General features: G+C 45.9%; 1 rRNA gene. It reads right to left on the reverse strand.

What is annotated here, in order from left to right:
- A 16S ribosomal RNA gene (locus NWP14_RS27900) occupies positions 1-111 on the reverse strand; the annotation flags it as partial.
- Positions 112-255 lie beyond the last annotated feature (144 nt).

Consider the following 255-nt stretch of genomic DNA (forward strand, 5'->3'; position numbering starts at 1 on the left):
CCCGTCCGCCGCTCGTCACCCGAGAGCAAGCTCTCTGTGCTACCGCTCGACTTGCATGTGTTAGGCCTGCCGCCAGCGTTCAATCTGAGCCATGATCAAACTCTTCAATTTAAGTTTGATGCTCGTGTTTCTTTATTTCTAAAGAAAAGAACTTCGTAATGAATTACGTATGTTCACTCACTGAGACTTGGTATTCATTTTTCGTCCGAGGACGTTAAGAATCCATGTCACTTTGAGTGCCCACACAGATTGTCT

Origin of the sequence: Klebsiella sp. C349492 (assembly GCF_042055345.1) — a bacterium.
GTDB classification, from domain to species: domain Bacteria; phylum Pseudomonadota; class Gammaproteobacteria; order Enterobacterales; family Enterobacteriaceae; genus Klebsiella; species Klebsiella scottii.